At 73.4% G+C, this 18,207-nt stretch carries 14 protein-coding genes; 6 read left to right on the top strand and 8 right to left on the bottom strand.

Going from position 1 to position 18,207, the window contains the following annotated elements; all coding sequences use genetic code 11:
- Positions 1–26: 26 nt before the first annotated feature.
- Together BSL84_RS11855 and BSL84_RS11850 are read right to left on the bottom strand one after the other, a co-directional pair.
- Positions 27–1,853, bottom strand: a complete 1,827-nt coding sequence (locus BSL84_RS11855; RefSeq protein WP_075970316.1) for a glycoside hydrolase family 3 protein — start codon at positions 1,851–1,853, stop codon at positions 27–29.
- 511 nt (positions 1,854–2,364) lie between these two features.
- Entirely contained in the window at positions 2,365–3,264 is a 900-nt protein-coding gene (locus tag BSL84_RS11850; RefSeq protein WP_075970315.1) for a LysR family transcriptional regulator, read from the bottom strand.
- 89 nt (positions 3,265–3,353) lie between these two features.
- Here BSL84_RS11850 and BSL84_RS11845 point away from each other — a divergent pair, with 89 nt between their 5' ends.
- Entirely contained in the window at positions 3,354–4,295 is a 942-nt protein-coding gene (locus tag BSL84_RS11845; RefSeq protein ID WP_045323809.1) for an EamA family transporter, read from the top strand.
- A 14-nt stretch (positions 4,296–4,309) separates the two neighbouring features.
- Here the strand turns inward: BSL84_RS11845 and BSL84_RS11840 are convergent, their stop codons facing one another.
- The gene (locus BSL84_RS11840) at positions 4,310–4,846 is read right to left on the bottom strand and encodes a DUF937 domain-containing protein (RefSeq protein ID WP_075970314.1); all 537 of its coding nucleotides are present in this window, start codon (positions 4,844–4,846) and stop codon (positions 4,310–4,312) included.
- A 266-nt stretch (positions 4,847–5,112) separates the two neighbouring features.
- On the opposite strand from BSL84_RS11840, the gene BSL84_RS11835 reads away from it, so the two are divergent.
- Positions 5,113–7,368, top strand: coding sequence for an ATP-dependent RecD-like DNA helicase (locus BSL84_RS11835; RefSeq protein ID WP_030029944.1), 2,256 nt, complete (start codon positions 5,113–5,115; stop codon positions 7,366–7,368).
- A 182-nt stretch (positions 7,369–7,550) separates the two neighbouring features.
- Positions 7,551–8,840 carry a citrate synthase gene (locus BSL84_RS11830; protein ID WP_030029946.1) on the top strand — a complete coding sequence of 430 codons (1,290 nt, stop codon included), beginning with the start codon at positions 7,551–7,553 and terminating at the stop codon, positions 8,838–8,840.
- A 341-nt stretch (positions 8,841–9,181) separates the two neighbouring features.
- Here the strand turns inward: BSL84_RS11830 and BSL84_RS11825 are convergent, their stop codons facing one another.
- The 5 genes from BSL84_RS11825 to BSL84_RS11805 all read right to left on the bottom strand — a co-directional run bounded on the left by BSL84_RS11825 (position 9,182) and on the right by BSL84_RS11805 (position 14,331).
- Complete coding sequence (locus tag BSL84_RS11825) at positions 9,182–11,443, bottom strand: heavy metal translocating P-type ATPase (RefSeq protein WP_075970313.1); 2,262 nt, start codon at positions 11,441–11,443, stop codon at positions 9,182–9,184.
- A gap of 116 nt (positions 11,444–11,559) precedes the next feature.
- On the bottom strand, positions 11,560–11,793 hold the full coding sequence (locus tag BSL84_RS11820; RefSeq protein ID WP_030030709.1) for a heavy-metal-associated domain-containing protein: 234 nt from the start codon (positions 11,791–11,793) through the stop codon (positions 11,560–11,562).
- Between the two features lie 139 nt (positions 11,794–11,932).
- Positions 11,933–12,133 carry a helix-turn-helix transcriptional regulator gene (locus BSL84_RS11815; protein WP_030030708.1) on the bottom strand — a complete coding sequence of 67 codons (201 nt, stop codon included), beginning with the start codon at positions 12,131–12,133 and terminating at the stop codon, positions 11,933–11,935.
- 249 nt (positions 12,134–12,382) lie between these two features.
- A complete protein-coding gene (locus BSL84_RS11810) occupies positions 12,383–13,396 on the bottom strand; it encodes a Gfo/Idh/MocA family protein (RefSeq protein ID WP_030030707.1) in 1,014 nt (337 codons plus the stop codon).
- Positions 13,397–13,416: 20 nt separating this feature from the next.
- Entirely contained in the window at positions 13,417–14,331 is a 915-nt protein-coding gene (locus tag BSL84_RS11805) for a sugar phosphate isomerase/epimerase family protein (RefSeq protein WP_075970312.1), read from the bottom strand.
- 83 nt (positions 14,332–14,414) lie between these two features.
- Here BSL84_RS11805 and iolC point away from each other — a divergent pair, with 83 nt between their 5' ends.
- The 3 genes from iolC to iolD are packed head-to-tail and all read left to right on the top strand — an operon-like array spanning position 14,415 to position 18,206.
- Complete coding sequence (iolC, locus tag BSL84_RS11800) at positions 14,415–15,344, top strand: 5-dehydro-2-deoxygluconokinase (protein WP_030030705.1); 930 nt, start codon at positions 14,415–14,417, stop codon at positions 15,342–15,344.
- Between the two features lie 7 nt (positions 15,345–15,351).
- Positions 15,352–16,326 carry a 5-deoxy-glucuronate isomerase gene (gene iolB / locus BSL84_RS11795; RefSeq protein ID WP_075972055.1) on the top strand — a complete coding sequence of 325 codons (975 nt, stop codon included), beginning with the start codon at positions 15,352–15,354 and terminating at the stop codon, positions 16,324–16,326.
- On the top strand, positions 16,323–18,206 hold the full coding sequence (gene iolD, locus BSL84_RS11790; RefSeq protein ID WP_045323805.1) for a 3D-(3,5/4)-trihydroxycyclohexane-1,2-dione acylhydrolase (decyclizing): 1,884 nt from the start codon (positions 16,323–16,325) through the stop codon (positions 18,204–18,206). The genes iolB and iolD overlap by 4 nt, the downstream gene beginning before the upstream one ends.
- Position 18,207 lies beyond the last annotated feature (1 nt).

Genomic DNA, 18,207 nt, shown 5'->3' with positions numbered 1-18,207 from the left:
GCCCTCCGTCGTGCCGGCGGGCGCTCTCAGGAGCCCGGCGAGAGCCCATGCCCCAGCGGGTAGCGGCCGGGGACCGGTACGGGGAGACGGCCCCTCGGCCGCGCCGCCCCGGTCAGGACCCGGGCCGCCGCCCGCATCTCCGCGTCCCCCCACGAGTACGTCGCGAGTTCCGCCGCGCAGGCCGGCAGCCGGGCCGGGTCGTAGGGGTTGCGCAGCGCCACCAGGACCACCGGGACGCCGGTGGCGACCAGATCCGCCACCAGCGTGCGCTGCGGACCGTCCCCCTCCGGGACGTTGTACGTGCACACCAGCACCGCCGCGTGACCTGCCGCCGCGGCCGCCGCGCGCACGGGCGGCACGGCCTCGGCCCGGCAGCCCAGCGCGGTCAGCTCGCGGGCCAGGACGACGGTGGGCGGTCCGGTGGTGCCGCTGGGGGAGACCGGGTCGGTCCCGGTGACCAGCAGCCGCGGCGCGGCCCCGGCGTCGAACGGCACCAGCGCGGCGGGGTTCGCCAGCAGGGTCGTGGTGGCGCCGGCGATCCGGTCGGCGGCGTCCAGGTGCTCGCGTACGCCGACGACCGCGTCCACCGACGCGGCGGAGGGGTTCGCCCCGCCGAACAGCCCCCGGCGGGACTTCAGTTCCAGGATCCGCAGCACCGACTCGTCGATCCGGTCCTCCGCCAGCTCGCCCGACTCGACGGCCGCCAGCACGCTTCGGTGGGCGAGCGGCAGGTCCGGCGGGTTCAGCAGCTGGTCGCAGCCCGCCAGGAGGGCCAGTACGGGCACCCGGTCGTCGCCGTACTTCTGGCGGACGCCGGCCATGTCCAGGGCGTCGGTGACCACCACCCCCCGGAAGCCGAGGCGTTCGCGCAGGATGCCCGTCACGATCGGCCGGGAGAGGGTCGCCGGGTCCCCCGAGGGATCGAGCGCGGGGAAGACGATGTGCGCCGTCATGATGGCGTCCACGCCGGCCCGCACCGCGGCGCGGAACGGCGGTTCGTCCAGCTCCTCCCACTCGGCGCGGGTGTGCCGCATGACCGGCAGGCCGACGTGGCTGTCGGTCTCGGTGTCCCCGTGCCCGGGGAAGTGCTTGGCGGTGGCGGCCACCCCGGCGCCCTGGTAGCCGCGCACCTGGGCGGCGACCAGCTCCGCGACGGCGCGCGGGTCGGAGCCGAAGGAGCGTACGCCGATGACCGGATTGGCCGGGTTGACGTTGACGTCGGCGACGGGGGCGTAGTCCTGCCGGATGCCCATGGCGGCCAGCTCGGAGCCCGCGACACGGGCGGCGAGCCGGGCGTCGGCGGCGGAACCGGCGGCGCCGAGCGCCATCGCCCCCGGGAAGAGCGTGGCGGGCTTGCCGATGCGGGCCACGGCGCCGTGCTCCTGGTCGGTGGAGAGCAGCAGCGGGATACGGGCGCCGGAGGTGAGGGCCGCCTGCTGGAGACCGGCCGACAGCGTGGCGATCTGGTGCGGGGCGCGGGTGTTGTGGGCCCAGGCGAAGTAGACGATCCCGCCGAGGTGGTAGCGGGAGACCAGCTCGGCGGCGGTGCGTACGCCGAACGCCGCGCTGTTCTGGTCGGCGTCCGCCGGGTCGGGTTCGGTGGCGGAGTGCCCGTAGGCCCGGGAGACGAAGAGCTGCCCGACCTTCTCGGCGAGGCTCATCCGGTCCACGGTGCGCCGGAGGGCGGCCCGGTCGGGCCGGCGGCCGGGCGGGCCTTCGGGGTTGAGGGCGTCGGAGGTGTCGGCGGTGGCGGTGCGGGCGGTGCCCGAGGTGGCGGCGACCGCCCCCGCGGCCGTGGCGGCGGCCGCGGCGGCCGCGGCGAGCAGGGTCCGGCGGGAGGCGTGGTTCGGCACGCGCCGGACCCTACCGGTGGGGTCCGGGCGCCGCCGGGCGTGTCGCGGTCGTGTCGCGGCGCCGCGTGCCTCCCGGCGGGGGTGGCGGCGGGGTCGGGCGCGGTTGCCCGGGGGTGTCCGGCGGGGGCGGTCGCGGTCCCCGGGGGGTGCCTGGCGGGGGCGTTGGTGGGGCCGGCCGCGCGCCGGGGTGTCTCCTCGGGCGCCGAACGTGACCCGGTGGTGTGCCGCGCGGGGGGTTGTGTTCGGCGCCCTGCGGGGACCCCCCGCCGCACACCCGGCCCCGGCGGGGGCGGTCGCGGTCCCCGGGGGGTGCTTGGCGGGGGCGTTGGTGGGGCCGGCCGCGCGCCGGGGTGTCTCCTCGGGCGCCGAACGTGACCCGGTGGTGTGCCGCGCGGGGGGTTGTGTTCGGCGCCCTGCGGGGACACCCCGCCGCACACCCGGCCCCGGCGGGGGCGGTTGCGTTCGGCGCGCGGGGGGAAACCCCGTTACACGCCTGGCCCCCGCGGGAGCGTTATCGCGTGAGCCAGTGGTCCTGGAGGGTGCGGACCGCTTCGGTGATGGCCGGGCGGCGGGCGGCGCCGGTGCGCCACAGGGCGTACAGCCGGCGGACCGGGCCCGGTTCCAGAGGTACGGCCACGGCGCCCGGCGGCAGCTCGCCCGTGCCCAGCCGGGGGACGACCGCCACTCCGAGTCCGGCCGCCACCAGGGCGACGATGGTGTGGTTCTCCTCGGCGACGTGCGCGATGTCGGGCTCGAAGCCGGCGGTGCGCAGCGTCCGCATCAGCCAGTCGTGGCAGACCCGGCCCGGCGGCTGGCACACCCAGCGCTGGCCGCCGAGGTCGGAGCGCCGGACGGTCCCGCGGGAGGTGAAGGGGTGGCCGGCCGGGACGACCAGGTCGCAGAGGTCGTCGCCGATGAGGGCCTGCTCGACCCCCTCGGGCGCGGGCAGCGGGGCGATGTCCCAGTCGTGGGCGACGGCCAGGTCGGTCACGCCGCGGGCCACCAGGTCCACCGACAGGTGCGGGTCGACCTCGGTGAGGCGTACGTCCAGGGACGGGTGCCGGCGGGCCAGGTCGGCCAGCACCCCCGGCAGCAGCCCGCGCGCGGCCGAGGCGAACGCGGCGACCGTGAGCAGCCCGCTCGGCTGCCCGCGGCGCTCCTCCAGGGTGGTCTCGGCGCGTTCCACGATCGCCAGCAACTCCTGCGCCGTGTCCGCCAGATGGCGGGCCTCCTCGGTGAGGGCGACCCCGCGCCCGCGCCGTTCCAGCAGGGTGGTGCGGGTCTCCCGCTCCAGCTTGGCGATCTGCTGCGAGACCGCGGAAGGGGTGTAGCCGAGGGCGGCCGCGGCGGCCGCGACCGAGCCGTGGACGGATACGGCGTGCAGGGCGCGCAGCCTGGCGAGATCGAGCATCCCGCCATGTTATTCGTAAGCACTGCTTCATTCATGTGCGAAGAGATTCGCGCTGGTGCTACATGGTTCGCCGAGGTGATGCTCGGTGCATGCGTCCCGTACACACCGCACTCGCCGTGCTCGTCGCCGCCGTCTGGGGCTTCAACTTCGTGGTCATCGAGATCGGACTCGGCCACTTCCCGCCCCTGCTGCTGTCCGCGCTGCGCTTCCTCGTCGCCGCCCTGCCCGCCGTGTTCTTCGTCGGGCGGCCCAAGGTCGCGTGGAAGTGGATCGCGGGGGTGGGGATCGCCCTCGGCGTCGCCAAGTTCGGCCTGCTCTTCACCGGTATGGACGCGGGGATGCCGGCCGGGCTGTCCTCCCTCGTCCTGCAGGTCCAGGCCGTCTTCACCGCCGCCCTGGCCGCCGTCGTGCTCCGCGAGCGGCCGGGCCGGGTGCGGGTGGCCGGCATGGCCGTCGCACTGGCCGGGATCGCGGTGGCCGCCGCGGACGGCGGGACCTCCGGGCCGGTGCTCGGCTTCACCCTGGTCGTGGCGGCCGCCGCCTGCTGGGGCGTCTCCAACGTCCTGACCCGCAAGGCCTCCCCGCCGGACGCGCTGAACTTCATGGTCTGGGTGTGCACGGTCCCCGTGCTGCCGCTGTTCGTGCTGTCCCTGATGCTGGAGGGGCCGGAACGGGACCTGGCCGCCCTGCGCGCCCTGGACTGGTCCGGGGCCGGCGTCATCGTGTACGTCGCCTGGGTCTCGACCGTCTTCGGCTTCGGGGCCTGGGGGTACCTGCTGCGCCGCTACCCGGCCTCGTCGGTGGCCCCGTTCAGCCTGCTCGTACCGGTCTTCGGGATGACCTCGGCGGCCCTGGTGCTGGGGGAGCGGGTGTCGGGCCTGCGCTGGGTGGCGGCCGTCCTGCTGGTGGGCGGGGTGGCCCTGACGTCACTGGCCCCCGCGCGGCCCCGGCCCCGCACCGCCGCCGCCGGCCCGGCCCCGGCGGAGGAGGCCCGTACGAGTGCCGGCGCGGGCGCCCGGCAGCCGGGGTGATCCCTGCCCGGGGGCTACTTCCTCCCGCCACCGAGGATCTGGCCCAGGAGGTCGCCGAGGCCGCCGCCCGCGCCCGCGGGGCCCGCGCCGGGGGCCCCGCCCGCGGGCGTACCGGCACCCGTGGCCTTGCCGGCGGCGGCGCGCTTGGCGAACACGGTCAGCAGGACCGGGATCAGCATCTCGACGACCCGGCTGACCGTGGCCGCGGGGATGCCGGTCTTCTTCGAGACGGCGTTGGCGACGGGCCGGCTCAGCTTGGCCAGCACACCGGCCATCATCCCGCCGCTCAGCAGCCCGCCCAGACCGCCGCCGAGGGTGGAGACGCCCTGCAGCGGGGGCTCGGAGACCTCGGCGAGGGCTTGGCGCACCTCCGCGCCGTCCTCGTCGTCGGCACCGGCCTTCTGCTGGAGGCCGCCGGTCATCGCACCGACCGTGGTGGCGACCGTGTCGCGTGCGCCGCTGGTGTCCGTGCCGAGCAGCGAGGCGATCTCGTGTAGCCGGTCGTCGCCGAGCTCGCCGAGCACGTCGTCCTGGAATGAGGATTCGCTCATGCCTGAAACGCTACGTCTGTGCCGATTCGCCGGCACTTCGAGTAGGCGTTGGGTAACGGAAACGTAAATCTGGGACTCCGGATGCAACCCTCCCGGGTGGCCGCGGGTCGTATGTTGCGTCGGCACTTCCGGGGAGGGATCTGGGGGGATCGGGAAGTCCGACGAGGGAGGGGTAACCGTGAGGGGGTCCGGCCGTGAGGCGGGACCCCCTTCGCGCTGTCCACAGGCCTGACGCGATGTCGGCGCCGCCCGGTAGTTTGCGGGTCATGGCAACGGACGGGGCACCTGGGGCGGTGCAACTGGCGGTGGTCGAGGGCGTGCTCGAACGCATCACCTACGCCAACGAGGACAGCGGCTACACGGTCGCCCGCGTCGACACCGGCCGCGGCAGCGGCGACCTGCTCACCGTGGTCGGCTCCCTGCTCGGGGCGCAGCCCGGCGAATCGCTGCGCATGGAGGGCCGCTGGGGCTCCCACCCGCAGTACGGCCGGCAGTTCAGCGTGGAGAACTACCGCACCGTCCTGCCCGCCACCGTCCAGGGCATCCGGCGCTACCTCGGCTCCGGCCTGATCAAGGGCATCGGCCCGAAGATCGCCGACCGGATCGTGGAGCACTTCGGCACCGACACCCTCGACGTGATCGAGGCCGAGCCGAAGCGGCTCATCGAGGTGCCCGGGCTCGGCCCCAAGCGGACCAGGCTGATCGGGGCGGCCTGGGAGGAGCAGAAGGCCATCAAGGAGGTCATGGTCTTCCTTCAAGGCGTCGGCGTCTCCACCTCCATCGCGGTGCGCATCTACAAGAAGTACGCCGACGCCTCCATCTCCGTCGTCAGGAACCAGCCCTACCGGCTCGCCGCCGACGTGTGGGGCATCGGCTTCCTCACCGCCGACCGCATCGCGCAGGCCGTCGGGATCCCGCACGACAGCCCCGAGCGGGTCAAGGCCGGACTGCAGTACGCCCTGTCCCAGTCCACCGACCAGGGGCACTGCTTCCTGCCCGAGGAGAAGCTCATCGCCGACGGGGTGAAGCTGCTCCAGGTCGACACCGGGCTGGTGATCGAGTGCCTGGCCGAGCTGGCCGCCGACCCGGAGGGCGTCGTACGGGAGTCCGTGCCGGACCCGCAGGGCGGGCCCGATCCGCTGACCGCCGTGTACCTGGTGCCCTTCCACCGGGCCGAGCTGTCCCTGGTCGGGCAGGTGCGCCGGCTGCTGAACGCCGAGGACGACCGGATGCCGTCCTTCCAGGACGTGGACTGGGACAAGGCCCTCGGCTGGCTCGCCGGACGCACGGGCGCCTCGCTCGCCCCCGAGCAGCGCGACGCGGTCAGACTGGCGCTGACCCGCAAGGTCGCCGTCCTGACCGGCGGCCCCGGCTGCGGCAAGTCCTTCACCGTGCGCTCCATCGTCGAGCTGGCCCGGGCCAAGAAGGCCAAGGTGGTGCTGGCCGCACCCACCGGCCGGGCAGCCAAGCGGCTCTCGGAGCTCACCGGGGCCGAGGCCTCCACGGTGCACCGGCTGCTGGAACTCAAACCGGGCGGGGACGCGGCCTACGACCGGGACCGGCCGCTGGACGCCGACCTGGTCGTGGTCGACGAGGCCTCGATGCTGGACCTGCTGCTGGCCAACAAGCTGGTCAAGGCCGTCGCGCCGGGCGCCCACCTGCTGCTCGTGGGAGACGTGGACCAGCTGCCCTCGGTCGGCGCCGGGGAGGTGCTGCGGGACCTGCTCGCGGAGGGCGGACCGGTGCCCGCGGTGCGCCTCACCCGGATCTTCCGGCAGGCCCAGCAGTCGGGGGTGGTCACCAACGCGCACCGGATCAACACCGGTGTCCAGCCCATCACCGACGGGCTGCCGGACTTCTTCCTCTTCCCCGAGGAGGACACCGAGGCGGCCGGCGTACTGGCCGTGGACGTGGCGGCCCGCAGGATCCCGGCCCGGTTCGGCCTCGACCCGAGGCGGGACGTCCAGGTGCTCGCCCCCATGCACCGAGGCCCGGCGGGCGCGGGCAACCTCAACGGGCTGCTCCAGCAGGCGATGACCCCCGCCCGGCCGAACCTGCCGGAGAAGCGGTTCGGCGGCCGGGTCTTCCGGGTGGGTGACAAGGTCACCCAGATCCGCAACAACTACGACAAGGGCGCCAACGGCGTCTTCAACGGCACCGTCGGCGTGGTCACCGGCCTGGACGTGGAAGAGCAGCGCCTGACGGTGCGGACGGAGGAGGACGAGGAGATCGGCTACGAGTTCTCCGAGCTCGACGAGCTGGCCCACGCCTACGCCGTCACCATCCACCGCTCGCAGGGGAGTGAATATCCCGCGGTGGTGATCCCGGTCACCACCGGGGCTTGGATGATGCTCCAGCGCAATCTGCTCTATACGGCGGTGACCAGGGCGAAGAAACTGGTCGTCCTCGTCGGGTCACGGAAGGCCCTCGGCCAGGCGGTGCGTACCGTTTCGGCAGGCAGAAGGTACACGGCGGTCGCGCCACGGCTGTCCGGACGGATACCGGTGGGAAACATCACCTAGATGATCGATCATTTGGGGTTCCCGCCGCCGTGCGGAGGGGGCAGGATGAGCAGGTTGGCGGCACTCAGTGCCGTCAGGAGGACCGAAGGCCGACCCCGAGTGCACTCTTCTGCGCCAAATGGGGGAAGGTAGAGGCAGTCAGGGCACCTCGAAGAAGAGGCACTACGTCGGTGAGGGATGACGTGAGCGACAACTCTGTAGTACTCCGGTACGCGGACGGCGAATACACCTACCCGGTGGTTGAGAGCACCGTCGGCGACCAGGGCTTCGACATCTCGAAGCTGAGGGCCCAGACCGGGCTCGTCACGCTGGACAGCGGCTACGGCAACACCGCCGCCTACAAGTCCGCGATCACCTACCTCGACGGTGAGCAGGGCATCCTGCGCTACCGCGGCTACCCGATCGAGCAGCTGGCGGAGCGCTCGACCTTCATCGAGGTCGCCTACCTGCTGATCAACGGTGAGCTGCCGACCGTCGACCAGCTCGCGTCGTTCCGCAACGAGATCACCCAGCACACGCTGCTGCACGAGGACGTCAAGCGCTTCTACGACGGCTTCCCGCGCGACGCCCACCCGATGGCCATGCTGTCCTCGGTGGTCAGCGCGCTGTCGACGTTCTACCAGGACAGCCACAACCCCTTCGACGAGACGCAGCGCAACCTCTCGACGATCCGGCTGCTGGCCAAGCTGCCGACCATCGCGGCCTACGCGTACAAGAAGTCGGTCGGCCACCCGGTGGTCTACCCGCGCAACGACCTCGGCTACGTCGAGAACTTCCTGCGCATGACCTTCTCCGTGCCGGCCCAGGAGTACGACCTGGACCCGGTCGTGGTCTCCGCGCTCGACAAGCTGCTGATCCTGCACGCGGACCACGAGCAGAACTGCTCCACCTCCACCGTGCGCCTGGTCGGCTCCTCGCAGGCGAACATGTTCGCCTCGATCTCCGCCGGCATCTCGGCCCTGTGGGGCCCCCTGCACGGCGGCGCCAACCAGTCCGTCCTGGAGATGCTGGAAGGCATCAAGAACGACGGCGGCGACGTCGACGCCTTCATCCGCAAGGTGAAGAACAAGGAGGACGGCGTCCGCCTCATGGGCTTCGGGCACCGCGTCTACAAGAGCTTCGACCCCCGGGCGAAGATCATCAAGGCGGCGGCGCACGACGTCCTCTCGGCGCTCGGCAAGAGCGACGAGCTGCTCGACATCGCGCTCAAGCTGGAGGAGCACGCGCTCGCCGACGAGTACTTCGTCTCGCGCAACCTCTACCCGAACGTGGACTTCTACACCGGTCTGATCTACCGGGCCATGGGCTTCCCGACCGAGATGTTCACCGTGCTCTTCGCGCTCGGCCGCCTCCCCGGCTGGATCGCCCAGTGGCACGAGATGATCAAGGAGCCGGGTTCCCGCATCGGCCGCCCGCGCCAGATCTACACCGGCGAGGTCCTGCGCGACTTCGTCCCCGTCGAGGCCCGCTGACCCAGGCACACGAGAAGCGCCCCGCCGTCGATCCCCCCACGGGTCGACGGTCGGGGCGCTTCCCTTTTCCCCCCGAAACGGATTCCCCCCACGGGACCCGGATCGGGGCGTCCTTGAGCCGGGACCCGTTCGGGTCGGGAGGGCCGCTCAAAGCCTCCCGCGGGGCACGTGTCCCGGCCGGCGGATGCCACGGAAAACCCCCAAGGTTTCCGTGGAACGTCCCCCAAGACGTTCCTGGCATCGTCCCATTAGACCTGTCTCGACCCCGGATGGTTACGTCGAGGTCACTGTGATCTGCGTCTCCCGTGAAGGAACTGTGGGAACGATGCGAAGGCGATTGCCTATCGGAAGGACCGCAACCGCAGGCTGTTGGTCACCACGAAGACAGAGGAGAAGGCCATCGCGGCCCCCGCGATCATCGGGTTGAGCAGACCGGCCGCCGCGAGCGGGAGGGCGGCGACGTTGTAGCCGAAGGCCCAGAAGAGGTTGCCCTTGATGGTGGCCAGAGTCCGGCGGGAGAGCCGGATCGCGTCCGCCGCCACCCGCAGGTCGCCCCGTACGAGGGTCAGGTCGGCGGCCTCGATGGCCGCGTCGGTGCCGGTGCCCATCGCGAGCCCGAGGTCCGCCTGGGCCAGCGCGGCCGCGTCGTTGACCCCGTCGCCGACCATGGCGACCGTACGGCCCTGCTCCTGGAGGCGGCGTACGACGTCCGCCTTGTCCTGCGGAAGCACTTCGGCGATCACCTCGTCGATGCCCACCTCGCGGGCCACCGACTCGGCGACGGCCCGGTTGTCACCGGTCAGCAGGACCGGGGCCAGCCCCAGTTCCCGCAGCCGGGCGACCGCCTCGGCGCTGGTCTCCTTGACCGCGTCGGCCACGGTCAGGACCCCGCGCGCGGCGCCGTCCCACGCCACCAGCACCGCGGTGCCGCCCCCGGCCTCGGCGGCCGCCTTGGCCTCCGCCAGCCCGGCCGGCAGGGCGATCGACCAGTCCGCCAGCAGCTGCTCGCGGCCCACCAGCACGGCGTGGCCGTCGACCACGCCCTGGACGCCGAGACCGGCGAGGTTCTCGAAGCCCTCCGGCACGGGCAGGGAACCCGCCCGCTCGGCGGCGGCGGTGGCCACGGCCCGGGCGATCGGATGCTCCGAGGCGTGCTCCAGGGAGCCCGCCAGGCGCAGCAGTTCGAGCTCGTCGACCCCGTCGGCCGCGACGACGCCGGCGAGGGTCATCCGGCCCGTGGTGACGGTGCCGGTCTTGTCGAGGACGACGGTGTCCACGCGGCGGGTGGACTCCAGCACCTCGGGGCCCTTGATCAGGATGCCGAGCTGCGCGCCCCGCCCGGTGCCGACCATCAGCGCGGTCGGGGTGGCCAGGCCCAGGGCACACGGGCAGGCGATGATCAGTACGGCGACGGCGGCGGTGAAGGCGGCCGTCGGATCGCCGGTGACGAGCAGCCAGGTGGTCCAGGTGGCGAGCGCGAGGACCAGGACGACGGGCACGAAGAACCCGGAGATCCGGTCGGCGAGGCGCTGCACCTCGGCCTTGCCGTTCTGCGCGTCCTCCACCAGGCGGGCCATCCGGGCCAGCTGGGTGTCGGCCCCGACCCTGGTGGCCTCGACGAGCAGGCGCCCCGAGGTGTTGACCGTGGCGCCGGTGACCGCGTCGCCGGTGGACACCTCGACCGGCACGGACTCGCCGGTCAGCATGGACGCGTCCACGGCGGAGCTGCCCTCGACGACGGTGCCGTCGGTGGCGATCTTCTCGCCGGGGCGGACGACGAAGCGGTCGCCGACGGTGAGCGCGGACACCGGGACGCGCACCTCCCGGCCCGCGCGCAGGACGACGACGTCCTTGGCCCCCAACTCCATCAGGGCCTTCAGGGCCGCGCCCGCCTTCCGCTTGGAGCGGGCCTCCAGATAGCGGCCGAGGAGGATGAAGGTGACGACCCCGGCGGCGACCTCCAGATAGATGGCCGAGGAGCCGTCCGTACGGGAGATGCTCAGGTCGAAGCCGTGCCGCATGCCCGGCATGCCCGCGTGGCCGAAGAACAGCGCCCACAGCGACCAGGCGAAGGCGGCGAGCGTGCCGACCGAGACCAGGGTGTCCATGGTGGCGGCGCCGTGCCGGGCGTTGGTCCAGGCCGCCTTGTGGAAGGGGAAGCCGCCCCAGACCACGACGGGCGCGGCGAGCGTCAGGGAGAGCCACTGCCAGTTGTCGAACTGGAGGGCGGGGACCATGGCGAGCAGGACGACGGGCAGGGCGAGCGCGGCGGAGACCAGCAGCCGCTGCCGCAGGGCGGCCGGCACCGGGTTGGGCGCCACGGCCGGCTCCTCCTCGCCGGGCGCGGGGGCGGGCGGCGCGGGCGGCGCGGGCTCCTCGGCGGTGTACCCGGTCTTGACGACGGTCGCGATCAGGTCCGCGACCTCGACGCCGCGGCCGTAGGAGATGTGGGCCTTCTCGGTGGCGTAGTTCACCGCGGCCTCGACGCCGTCCATCCGGTTGAGCTTCTTCTCGATGCGGGCCGCGCAGGAGGCGCAGGTCATTCCGCCGATCGAGAGTTCGACCGCCGTTATCGGTCCGTCGTCGTGCACTGTGCTGGTCATGTTCCGGCTCCAGGGGGATGGCCGGGCCGTACGGGTCCAGTATGAGCTGGCCGGTACGGCCCGGCAGGGTACCGCGGAGTGCCGCGGGTGCTGCCGAAGGAGGGGGAGGGTGCGGCTCAGGCCTGTCCGGCGAACTCGTAGCCGGCCTCGTCCACGGCGGCGCGGACGTCCTCGTCGGCGAGCGGCGCGTCGGAGACCACGGTGACCTCGCCGGACGCGGCGACGGCCTTGACCGAGGTGACGCCCGGCAGGGCGGAGATCTCGCTGGTCACCGCACCCTCGCAGTGGCCGCAGGTCATGCCGGTCACCCGGTAGACGGTGGTGGTCTGGGTGTCCGTCTCGGCGGTCATGTCGTTCTCCTCTTCAGGGGTGTGTCCGGTCGCCGGAGGGGCGGCCGATGACTCCACCGTCCTCCCGACTCTTCGAGACTATACCCCTGGGGGGTATAAAGCGAGCATCGGCCTGCCGTCTTCGCGCGCCGTGGCGGGTTCAGTCCGCGCGCCGGCCCCGGTTGCCCGGCCGCCGGGCCACCCAGGCGAGGACCGTGTCGGCGTACCAGTACGGCCTGCCGCCCTCCACGTGGTCGGGCGCCGGCAGAAGACCGTGCTTGCGGTAGGAGCGCACCGTGTCCGGCTGGACCCGGATGTGCGCGGCGATCTCCTTGTACGACCACAGCTGTCGGTCGCTCATCTTGGACACCTCCTGGTCCACGCAGCCGGGCCGGCCGGGCGGCCGTCGGAGATCCGGCGCGCGGACGCTGACGATCACTCGCGTTGTGCCCGGCGAACGACGCGAGACGAGGGCCCGGGAGGGGCTGTCGACCCCCTGTGACGGAAAACCCGCGTGACCCGGACATGCGTGACACAAGCGCGACCCCTGTGACCGAGGAGTCACAGGGGCCGGATGAGGGCGCACGAGGGATCAGAGGTACAGGAGGGATCAGCGGTACAGGGCCGGCCGTTCCACGAGCTCCACCACCGTCCGTACGCCGCTGCGCGCGGCCGCGAGGCCCGCCTCCGAGACGGCGGCCGCCGCGTAGCCGTCCCACGCGTCGGGCCCCGCCACCCGCCCCCGCGCGGCGGCGGCCACCCAGCGCCGCAGCTGCCGGTCGTAGGCGTCGGCGAAACGCACCGTGAAGTCCTGGTCGATCGCGCCGCCCCACCGGCCCGCCGCCTGCACCACCATCGCGTGGCCGTCGCCGATCCGGGCAGTGCCCGCCTCGCCGACCGCCTCGCACTGCACCTGGTAGCCGAAGCCGCAGTTGACGAAGATCTCCACGTCCACGACGGCCCCTCCGGAGGTCTCCAGCAGCACCATCCGCGGATCGCCCAGCCCCTCGGGCGCGGCCGACGACGGCCGCGGCGAGAGCACCGTCACCGCGGTGATCTCCTGCCCCAGCAGCCAGCGGGCGGCGTCCACCTCGTGCACCACCGAGTCGCTGATCAGCATGTCGCTGGTGAAGAACGACGGCGAGGAGGCGTTGCGGTGCCGGCAGTGCAGGAAGAGCGGACGGCCGATCCCGCCCGCGTCCAGCAGCTCCTTCAACCGCTCGTACTCGGCGTCGTGGCGCCGCATGAAACCCACCTGCACCAGGCGCCGCCCCAACCGCTGCTCCGCCTCCATGACGCGCAGCGCCCCCGCCGGCTCCGGGGTCAGCGGCTTCTCGCACAGCACCGGCAGCTCCCGCTCCAGGGCGTGCAGGATCGCCTCCTCGTGGGCGGGCCCGGGGGACGCGATCAGTACGGCCTGCACCCCGGGCGCGGCTATGGCCGCCGCCGGGTCGGTGTGCGCGCCGGCGCCGTCGAGGGTGCGGGCGACCTCCTTGACCCGGTCCCCGTCCGGATCGGCGACGGCCACCACCCGGGCCCCGCCGACGGTCCGCCCGAACCGGCGCACGTGGTCCGCGCCCATCTTCCCGGTGCCGATGACGGCGATGCCGAGCGTGCTGGTCATGTCGTGTTCCTCCCGAGTGGTCAGCGGGCGCCGCAGGAGCGCAGGTAGGCACGGGTACGGCGGGCGATCGGCAGCGGCCGGTCGGGCGGGCACGGATACATGTCCTGCTCCACGATCGCGAACAGCTCCACCCCCAGCCGCTGGGCCGCCGCCAGTACGGGCTCCAGCGCGGGCACCCCCGACGGCGGCTCGCACATCACGCCGCGGCCCACGGCCGGCCCGAAGGGCAACGCCTCCGCGACGACCTCGGCGAGGATCCGCGGGTCCACCTGCTTGAGGTGGAGGTAGCCGATCCGCTCGGCGAAGGTCTCGACGGCCCGCACGCTGTCCCCGCCGCAGTACGCGTAGTGGCCGGTGTCCAGACAGAGCGAGACCAGGCCGGGGTCGGTGGCGTCCAGGAAGCGGGCCACGTTCTCCGGGGTGTCGATGTGGGTGTCGGCATGCGGATGGACGACGATCCGCAACCCGTACCGGTCCTGCACCTCGCGCCCGAGCCGCTCGGTCTGGGAGGCCAGTTCGCGCCACTGGGCGGGCGTGAGGGTGCGGTCCTCCAGTACCTTGCCGGTCTTGTCGTCCCGCCAGAAGGAGGGGATGACGACGAGGTGGGCGGCGCCCATGGCCTGGGTGAGCGCGGCGATCCGCGACACGTGCTCCCAGGTCTCCTCCCACACGGCGGGCCCGTGATGGAGTCCGGTGAAGACCGTTCCGGCCGAGACCCGCAGGCCGCGCGAAGCCGTCTCCCCGGCCAGGCGGGCCGGATCCGTGGGGAGGTAGCCGTACGGGCCGAGCTCGATCCACTCGTACCCGGCCTCGGCCACCTCGTCGAGGAATCGCCGCCACGGGGTCTGCTGCGGGTCGTCGGGGAACCAGACACCCCAGGAGTCCGGAGCCGAACCGATGCGGATACGGGTCAACGCGGGCGGGGAGGACGTCATAACGGCCACCTTAGGGTGGAGGACGAGTGGGAGGACTGACTGTGACCGGCACCGGCGATCCGAATCCGTTCGACCTGATCACGATGGGCCGGATCGGGGTGGATCTCTACCCGTTGACGACCGGCGTACCACTGGCCGAGGCGGAGACGTTCGGCAGGTTCCTCGGCGGCTCCCCGGCGAACGTGGCCGTCGCGGCGGCGCGCCTGGGCCGGCGGGTGGCGGTGATCAGCCGGACCGGTGCGGACCCCTTCGGCACGTACCTGCGCACCGAGCTGCGGGCTTTTGAAGTCGACGACCGGTGGGTCACCGAGGTCGCCGGGCTCCCCACGCCGATCACCTTCTGCGAGATGTTCCCGCCCGACCGCTTCCCGCTGTACTTCTACCGGCTGCCGAAGGCCCCGGACCTGGAGATCGCGCCGGACGAGGTGGACCTGGAGGCGGTACGGGCGGCCCGCGTGTTCTGGATGACGGGTACGGGCCTGAGCGAGGAGCCCTCGCGGGCGGCGACGCTGGCGGCTCTGGAGGCCCGCGGCCGCGACCGGTCGGCGGTGACGGTCTTCGACCTCGACTGGCGGCCGATGCTGTGGCGGGAGAAGCCGGAGCCGTACTACGAGCGGGCGCTCGCGCACGCGACCGTGGCCGTCGGCAACCCGGAGGAGTGCGAGGTCGCCACGGGCGAGACCGACCCGTACGCGGCGGCCCGGGCGCTGCTCGCCGCCGGGGTGGAACTGGCGGTCGTCAAACGCGGCGCGGAGGGCGTGCTCGCGGTCCACCGCGACGGGACGGTGGCCGAGGCGGCGCCGGTCGCGGTGGACGTCGTCAACGGGCTGGGCGCGGGCGACGCGTTCGGCGGGGCGCTGTGCCACGGGCTGCTGGCGGGATGGGAGTTGGGGCGTGTCGTGCGGTACGCGAACGCGGCGGGGGCGATCGTGGCCTCGCGGCTGGCGTGCTCCAGCGCGATGCCGTTCCCTCACGAGGTGGAGGAGGTGCTGGGGCGTGCCGGTGGTGTCTGAGTGGGAGATGGAGTGGACCCGGCTGCGGGTGCTGGAGCTTGAGCCGGGCGAGACGTACGGGTTCGCCTCCGGCGACGCGGAATGGATCGTGCTCCCGCTGTCGGGCGCCTGCGAGGTCCGCTGCCGGGACTCCACCCCGGACCCCGCGCCTCAAACGCCGGCGGGGCTTGATGCGCCGCCGGACGGCGTTGGAGCCGGCCTCGCCGAGAGCGGACCGCAGGCAAATCCAGCCCCGCCGGCGTTTGAGGCGCGGGGGTTCGGGGGCGGCGCCCCCGCAGCGGAGCCGCACGTCTTCGAACTGCTGGGGCGGAGCGGGGTTTTCGGCGGGCCGACCGACTTCGCCTACGTGCCGCGCGACGCGCACGTGGAGGTCACGGCGAGGCACGGCGGCCGGTTCGCCCTCGCCGGGGCCCGCTGCGAGCGACGGCTGCCCGCCCGGTACGGCCCGGCCGCAGACGTGCACGTCGAGCTGCGCGGCGCGGGCCACTGCTCGCGCCAGGTCAACAACTTCGCCGCCGCAGGCCCCGCCGGCTTCGAGTGCGACCGGCTGATCGCCGTCGAGGTCCTCACCCCCGGCGGGAACTGGTCCTCGTACCCGCCGCACAAGCACGACGAGCACCACCCCGGCGAGGAGTCCCGCCTGGAGGAGATCTACTGGTTCGAGATCGCCCCCCACGCAGACACCCCCGGCCTCGGGTACCAGCGCGTCACGCCCTCCCCGGCGGGGAAGACCGACATCCTGGCCGAGGTGCGGACCGGTGACGCCGTGCTGATCCCGGACGGCTGGCACGGGCCTTCCATGGCCGCCCCCGGGCACGACATGTACTACCTGAACGTGATGGCCGGACCCGGCACCGGCGGTCCGCGGGAGTGGCTGATCCGCGACCACCCCGACCACGGCTGGATCCGCGGCACCTGGCAGGGCCAGGACGTCGACCCCCGGCTGCCCTTCCCCCGAGCAGGAGCGGAGGACCACCGATGAGGCTCACCGTCGCCCAGGCGCTCGTACGCTTCCTCGCCGCCCAGTACACCGAGCGCGACGGCCGGCGCCACCGGCTGGTCGCCGCCACGTGGGGGATCTTCGGCCACGGGAACGTCGCCGGGATCGGCCAGGCACTGCTGGAGACCGGCGGCGCCGGGCCGGACGGCATGCCCTTCCTCCAGGGCCGCAACGAGCAGGCCATGGTGCACGCCGCCGTCGGCTACGCCCGCCAGAGCGGCCGGCTCTCCACCCACGCCGTCACCACGTCCATCGGCCCCGGCGCCACCAACCTCGTCACCGGCGCCGCCCTCGCCACGATCAACCGGATCCCGGTGCTCCTGCTGCCCGGCGACACCTTCGCGACCCGCCCCGCCGACCCCGTGCTCCAGCAGCTGGAGGTGCCCCACGCCGGGGACGTCTCCGTCAACGACGCCCTGCGGCCCGTGTCCCGCCACTTCGACCGGATCACCCGCCCCGAGGCCCTGGTCCCGGCCGCCCTCCAGGCCGTACGCGTGCTCACCGACCCGGTGCAGACCGGCGCCGTCACCCTCGCGCTGCCGCAGGACGTGCAGGCCGAGGCGTACGACTGGCCCGAGGAGTTCTTCGCCGAGCGGGTCTGGCGCGTCCGGCGCCCGCGGCCCGACCGGGCCGAGCTCGCCGCCGCCGCGGACGCCGTACGGGGCTCCGCGCGGCCCCTGATCGTCGCCGGCGGCGGGATCCGGCACAGCGGGGCGCAGGCCGCCCTCGCCGCCCTCGCCGAGGCGACCGGCGTTCCCGTCGCCGTCACCCAGGCGGGCAAGGGAGTGCTCCCGCACGGCCACCGCGCCGACGTCGGCGGGATCGGCCACACGGGCACGGCCACCGCCGACGCCCTCGCCCGGGAGGCCGACCTGGTCCTCGCCGCCGGGACCCGCCTCAGCGACTTCACCACCGCCTCGGCGACCCTGTTCCAGAACCCGGCCGTCCGGTTCGTCGGCCTCAACCTGGACCCGTACGACGCCCACAAGCTCGCCGCCCGCCCCCTCGTCGCCGACGCCCGCGAAGCCCTCGACGGGCTCCGGGAGGCGCTGGCCGGCCACCGGGTGGACCCCGCGTACGAGACGGCGTACCGGCGGGAGGCCGCCCGCTGGGACGCCGCCGTCGACCGGGCGTACGCCGTGCCCGCGCCCGACGAGGAGCTTCCGCCCACCCAGGCCCAGGTGCTCGGGCTGCTCGACGGGCTCGTCGACGCCACCGACATCCTCGTCAACGCCGCCGGCTCGCTCCCCGGCGACCTGCACAAGCTGTGGCGGGCCCGGTCCGCGGACCAGTACCACGTGGAGTACGGGTACTCCTGCATGGGCTACGAGATCCCCGCCGCCATCGGGGTCGCGCTCGCCGCGCCCGGCCGGCCCGTGTGGGCGCTGGTCGGCGACGGGACCTACCTGATGAACCCGACCGAGATCGTCACGGCCGTCCAGGAGGGCGTCCCGATCAGGATGGTCGTGCTGGACAACCACGGCTACGCCTCCATCGGCGGCCTCTCCGGGGCGGTGGGCGCCGAGGGCTTCGGCACCGCCTACCGCTACCGGGCACCCGACGGCACCTACACCGGGGACCCCCTTCCGGTGGACCTCGCGGCCAACGCGGCCTCCCTCGGAATGGCAGTGATCCGCGCCCGAACCGTACGTGACCTGCGGGAAGCCCTCGCCGAGGCCCGCTCGGCGACACGCCCCACATGTGTCTACGTACAGACCCGAACGCCCGACACTGTGTCGGGCCCACCCCCGGCACAGGCGTGGTGGGATGTTCCTGTGGCCGGGACCGCGACCCGCAAGGCGGCGTCCCAGGCCCGCGAAGAGTACGACCGGCAAGCCGCGCAGCGACGTCGCCATCTGTGAA

Source organism: Streptomyces sp. TN58, from assembly GCF_001941845.1.
In the GTDB taxonomy this organism is placed as follows: domain Bacteria; phylum Actinomycetota; class Actinomycetes; order Streptomycetales; family Streptomycetaceae; genus Streptomyces.
The sequence above is the reverse complement of the archived record's forward strand: the minus strand, read 5'-3'. Positions and strand labels throughout refer to the sequence as shown.

Coding starts and splice junctions, on each gene's coding strand:
- iolD (WP_045323805.1), top strand. CDS start 16,323: ATGAGGCTCACCGTCGCCCAGGCGCTCGTACGCTTCCTCGCCGCCCAG.
- BSL84_RS11850 (WP_075970315.1), bottom strand. CDS start 3,264: ATGCTCGATCTCGCCAGGCTGCGCGCCCTGCACGCCGTATCCGTCCAC.
- BSL84_RS11805 (WP_075970312.1), bottom strand. CDS start 14,331: ATGACGTCCTCCCCGCCCGCGTTGACCCGTATCCGCATCGGTTCGGCT.
- BSL84_RS11815 (WP_030030708.1), bottom strand. CDS start 12,133: ATGAGCGACCGACAGCTGTGGTCGTACAAGGAGATCGCCGCGCACATC.
- BSL84_RS11810 (WP_030030707.1), bottom strand. CDS start 13,396: ATGACCAGCACGCTCGGCATCGCCGTCATCGGCACCGGGAAGATGGGC.
- BSL84_RS11845 (WP_045323809.1), top strand. CDS start 3,354: ATGCGTCCCGTACACACCGCACTCGCCGTGCTCGTCGCCGCCGTCTGG.
- iolB (WP_075972055.1), top strand. CDS start 15,352: ATGGAGTGGACCCGGCTGCGGGTGCTGGAGCTTGAGCCGGGCGAGACG.
- BSL84_RS11820 (WP_030030709.1), bottom strand. CDS start 11,793: ATGACCGCCGAGACGGACACCCAGACCACCACCGTCTACCGGGTGACC.
- BSL84_RS11835 (WP_030029944.1), top strand. CDS start 5,113: ATGGCAACGGACGGGGCACCTGGGGCGGTGCAACTGGCGGTGGTCGAG.
- BSL84_RS11825 (WP_075970313.1), bottom strand. CDS start 11,443: ATGACCAGCACAGTGCACGACGACGGACCGATAACGGCGGTCGAACTC.
- iolC (WP_030030705.1), top strand. CDS start 14,415: ATGGGCCGGATCGGGGTGGATCTCTACCCGTTGACGACCGGCGTACCA.
- BSL84_RS11840 (WP_075970314.1), bottom strand. CDS start 4,846: ATGAGCGAATCCTCATTCCAGGACGACGTGCTCGGCGAGCTCGGCGAC.